Here is a 1,082-nt window from a genome sequence, read left to right on the forward strand (position 1 = left end):
GTTTGTCCACTCGTTGAGGGCTTCTTGGGGAGTTTTGTAGCCCAGCCCGGAGTGGAGTCGGTTCGTGTTGTACCAGAATTCGATGTAGCGGATGATGTCTGCCCTGGCGCGTGCGCGAGTGGGATATGCGGTCCGATGAACTCGCTCGTTCTTCAGTGCCGCGAAGAACGATTCGGCCATCGCGTTATCATAACATATTCCGGTTCGGCCGACTGACTGGCGCAGACCGAGGTCGTGGACGGTGCGAGCGAATTCGTACGAGGTGTAGTTGCTACCTCGGTCGTGGTGGAAGATTGCAGCTGTCTCAAGCGTGACGTTTCGAGCGGCATTGTTCAAAGCGGCCTGGATGAGCGGAGTCTTGTAGTCCTCACCCATCGCATAGCCGATCACCATTCGGGTGTGGCAATCGATCACCGTCGCCAGATACAGCCATCCCTCCCACGTCGGAATGTAGGTGATGTCGCCGACGAGTTTCTGGCCGGGCGCCTGCGCGGTGAAGTCTTGGCCGACGAGGTCGGGGATGTGGTGCTCGCGTTCGTCCTGCTCGGTCAGGCTGACCCGCCAGGGCCGGGGCTGGCAGGCCCGCAGGTCAAGCTCGCCCATGATGCCGCGGACGAGCTCGGGACCGCACGGCACGCCCCACCGGGCGAGCTGGGCGTGGATGCGGCGGTAGCCGTAGGTCTCGTCGGACCGCGTGAATGCCTCGGTGACGAGCAATTTCAGCCTCTCTCGTCGTTCGGCCGTCGAGGACGCCGGCCGATTCTTCCAGTCGAAGAATCCTGAGCAGGACACATCGATCCATCCACACATTTTCTTCACGGGGTAGGCGTACTTCGCGTCGCCGGTTCGGCACGAGTCGATGAACTCATACTTCTCGGCTACCGGGGATCCCGGGCGAAGTACGCCGCGGCTTTTTTCAGGAACTCGTTCTCCATGCGGAGTTCCCGTAGTTCTCGTTGTGCTTCGGCGAGTTGGATACGTTCGGCCGGCGTCAGGGGAGGCTCTTCGTCAGCGTGCTCATTGCGGTACAGGCTAACCCAGTTTCCCAGAGTGCCATCATTCACGCCGAGTTCCCGTGCTAC

At 61.0% G+C, this 1,082-nt stretch carries 1 protein-coding gene and 1 pseudogene; both read right to left on the reverse strand.

Annotated features, from left to right (window positions below; all coding sequences use genetic code 11):
- A pseudogene (locus tag IVW53_16210) lies at positions 1 to 915 on the reverse strand (IS3 family transposase).
- Positions 879 to 1,082, reverse strand: a 204-nt coding sequence (locus IVW53_16215; GenBank protein MBF6607101.1) for a transposase, incomplete at its 5' end; no start/stop codon positions are given. The pseudogene IVW53_16210 and the gene IVW53_16215, both read right to left, overlap by 37 nt.

Source organism: Chloroflexota bacterium (assembly GCA_015478725.1).
Lineage (GTDB): Bacteria > Chloroflexota > Limnocylindria > Limnocylindrales > CSP1-4 > C-114.